The organism is Streptomyces sp. 8L, from assembly GCF_020176795.1.
Classification (GTDB): Bacteria; Actinomycetota; Actinomycetes; order Streptomycetales; family Streptomycetaceae; genus Streptomyces.
The window spans coordinates 1-3,515 of sequence record NZ_JAIUKE010000732.1 but is presented as its reverse complement, the minus strand read 5'-3'; the positions used below and the strand labels follow the sequence as shown (position 1 = coordinate 3,515).

Sequence of the window (3,515 nt, the reverse complement as noted above, 5' to 3'; positions counted from 1 at the left end):
CCCCCCCCCCCCCCCCCCCCCGGGGGGGGCCCGCCCCCCCCCGCCCGCGCCCCCGCCCCCCCCCCGCCCGCCCCCCCCCCCCCCCGCCGGCCCGCAGGACGGCCACCGCGACCGCGAGCATCGACCAGCGCAGGGCCCCGGAGCCCGCGCGGTCGCCCTCCGGCCCCGACCCCAGCCCCAGCAGCGCGAGGCCGCAGCACACGACGGCGACGGCGGCCCACTCCGTCCCGCTGAGCCGCACCGCGAGCAGCCGGGCCGCGACGACGGCGGTCACGGCGAGGCTGGCGGCGAGGGCCGCTCCGACGACGTAGATCGGCAGCGAGCGCAGCGCGACGATCTGGAGCACGAACCCGCCGCCGTCGAGGGCGAGCCCCAGCACGTACCGCCACTGCCGGGCGGCGCGCAGCAGCAGCGCGGCGTCGACCCCCGAGCCGCTGCCGGGCACGGCGGACCGCGCGGCGACGGCCTGGAGGACCGACGCCGTACCGAAGAACACCGCCGCGCCGAGCGCGCAGATCATTCCGAGGAGCACGCCCCGACACTAACCCGCCCGTGTGACAGCGCCCGACGCCCGCAGGTCGGGCGGACCTCGCACGTACGGCGGGCGCTCAGCCCTCCGCCAGGACCTCCCGCAGCCGGGCCAGGCCCCAGTCGAGATCCTGCTCCGTGATGACCAGCGGCGGCGCGAGGCGGATCGTCGAGCCGTGCGTGTCCTTCACCAGCACGCCCCGCTGCATGAGCCGTTCGGAGATCTCGCGGCCCGTGCCGTGCGACGGGTCGATGTCCACGCCCGCCCACAGCCCCCTGCCGCGTACCTACGGCACGCCGCCCCGGCGCACCAGCTGCCCCAGTTCGCGGTGGAGGTGGTCGCCGAGCTCCGCCGCGTACCGCTGGAACTCGCCCGTCCGCAGCATCGCGATCACCTCAAGGGCGACCGCGCACGCCAGCGGGTTCCCGCCGAACGTCGAGCCGTGCTCGCCCGGCCGGAACACGCCGAGCACCTCCCACGACGAGACGACCGCCGACACCGGGACCACACCGCCGCCCAGCGCCTTGCCCAGCACGTACATGTCGGGCACGACGCCCTCGTGCTCGCACGCGAACGTCCGTCCCGTACGGCCGAGGCCCGACTGGATCTCGTCCGCCACGAACAGCACGTTCCGCGCGCGCGTCAGTTCGCGCACCGCCACAAGATAGCCGTCCGGCGGCACCAGCACCCCCGCCTCGCCCTGGATCGGCTCCAGCAGCACCGCGACCGTACGGTCGGTGACCGCCGCCCGAAGCGCCGCGATGTCCCCGTACGGCACGATGTCGAAACCCGGCGTGTACGGGCCGAAGTCGGCGCGTGCCTCCTCGTCCGTGGAGAAGCTGATGATCGTCGTCGTACGTCCGTGGAAGTTGTTCGACGCGACCACGATGCGCGCCTCGCCCTCCGGCACGCCCTTGACCCGGTACCCCCACTTGCGGGCCGTCTTCACCGCCGTCTCGACGGCCTCGGCGCCCGTGTTCATCGGCAGGACGCTCTCCATGCCGCACAGGTCAGCGAGTTCCGCGCAGAACGCGGCGAAGCGGTCGTGGTGGAAGGCGCGCGAGGTCAGCGTGACCCGGTCCAGCTGCGCCTTCGCGACCTCGATCAGACGGCGGTTGCGATGGCCGAAGTTGAGCGCGGAGTACCCGGCGAGCATGTCGAGGTAGCGGCGGCCGTCGATGTCGGTCATCCAGGCGCCGTCCGCCGAGGACACGACGACCGGCAGCGGGTGGTAGTTGTGCGCGCCGCGGGCCTGGGCCGAGGCGATCGCCGCCTCGGTGGGGCCGGAGAGGCCGGAGAGGTCTGAGAGGCCGGAGGGGCCGGAGAGGGTCGACAAGGTGTCCTCCGATCGTTCGGCGCGATAGGGCATGTGCGCCGGTTTCTACCGTGTTCCTGCCCTATGGCGGTGAAATTCGATCCTCCCCGCGGGCGCCGGTCCTGACGAGTAGGCTGGCGGGCACGCAGGGCGACTGGCGTACGCGGAAACGACCGCGGGGGAGCCCTGCGGGCAGCCGTGCGGACCGCACGTCCGCATCGAGGTGTCGCCCCGCCTGGGCACCGGGACCCGACCGCTGATCACGGACCGTCCCGGAGGACGCCGCCATGACCCAGGCACCCCAGTACCAGCAGATCCCCGCCACCCGTCCCGACGCCGAGACCGCCGCGCCGGGCGCGCGCCGTCCCGCGCTCGCCGCCACCGACCCGGAGATCGCCGCGCTCGTCGGCGCCGAGGAGCGCCTCCAGGCCGGGACCCTGCGGCTGATCCCCAGCGAGAACTACGTGTCCCAGGCCGTCCTCGATGCCTCGGGCACGGTCCTTCAGAACAAGTACAGCGAGGGCTACCCCGGCCGCCGCTACTACGAGGGCCAGCAGGTCATCGACCAGGTCGAGACGCTCGCGGCCGAGCGCGCGAAGGCGCTGTTCGACGTCGAGCACGCCAACGTCCAGCCCTACTCGGGCTCGCCCGCGAACCTCGCCGTCCACCTCGCCTTCGCCGAGCCGGGCGACACGGTCATGGGCATGGCCCTGCCGATGGGCGGTCACCTCACCCACGGCTGGGGCGTGTCGGCGACGGGCATGTGGTTCAGGGGCGTGCAGTACGGGGTACGCCGCGACACCGGCAGGCTCGACCTCGACGAGGTCCGCGACCTGGCGCGCGCCGAGCGGCCCAAGGTGATCTTCTGCGGCGGTACGGCGGTGCCGCGCACCATCGACTTCGCCGCGTTCGGGGAGATCGCGCGCGAGGTCGGCGCGGTCCTCGTGGCCGACGTCGCGCACATCGCGGGCCTGATCGCGGGCGGCGCCCACCCGTCCCCCGTACCGCACGCCGACGTCGTCTCCACCACCACGCACAAGACGCTGCGCGGCCCGCGCGGCGCGATGCTCATGTCGCGGGCCGAGCACGCGAAGGCGATCGACAAGGCCGTGTTCCCCGGGCTCCAGGGCGGCCCGCACAACCAGACCACGGCCGCCATCGCGGTCGCGCTGCGCGAGGCGGCGGACCCGTCGTTCCGCGACTACGCGCACGCGGTCGTGGCCAACGCCCGCGAACTCGCGGACCGGCTGCTCGCGCGCGGCTTCGACCTGGTGTCGGGCGGCACGGACAACCACCTGATCCTCATGGACCTGACGCCGAAGGACGTCCCCGGCAAGACCGCGGCCAAGGCACTCGACCGCGCGGGCATCGTGGTGAACTACAACGCCGTCCCGTACGACGCGCGGAAGCCCTTCGACCCCTCGGGCATCAGGATCGGCACGCCGTCGCTCACCAGCCGGGGCCTGACCACCGCGCACATGGAGACGGTGGCGGAGTGGATCGACCGGGGCGTCGCGGCGGCCCGCACCGGCGACGAGGCGGCGCTGACCGCCCTGCGCGGGGAGGTCGCGGAACTGATGGCGGCGTACCCGGCACCGGGCCTGCCGACCGTCTGAGCGGGAGAGGCTGGAGGGGCGGGAAAGGCCGCAGGGGCTGGAGGGGCTGCATGGG

1 protein-coding gene and 2 pseudogenes are annotated in these 3,515 nt (G+C 74.3%); 1 reads left to right on the top strand and 2 read right to left on the bottom strand.

The genetic code is table 11. From position 1 onward, the window contains the following. Both LCE31_RS37950 and rocD read right to left on the bottom strand, forming a co-directional pair. A pseudogene (locus tag LCE31_RS37950) lies at positions 1-520 on the bottom strand (hypothetical protein); the annotation flags it as partial. An 88-nt stretch (positions 521-608) separates the two neighbouring features. Then, positions 609-1,865 (bottom strand): annotated as a pseudogene (gene rocD / locus LCE31_RS37945) (ornithine--oxo-acid transaminase). A gap of 266 nt (positions 1,866-2,131) precedes the next feature. Here rocD and glyA point away from each other — a divergent pair. Further along, a complete protein-coding gene (gene glyA / locus LCE31_RS37940; protein WP_225022696.1) occupies positions 2,132-3,460 on the top strand; it encodes a serine hydroxymethyltransferase in 1,329 nt (442 codons plus the stop codon). Positions 3,461-3,515 lie beyond the last annotated feature (55 nt).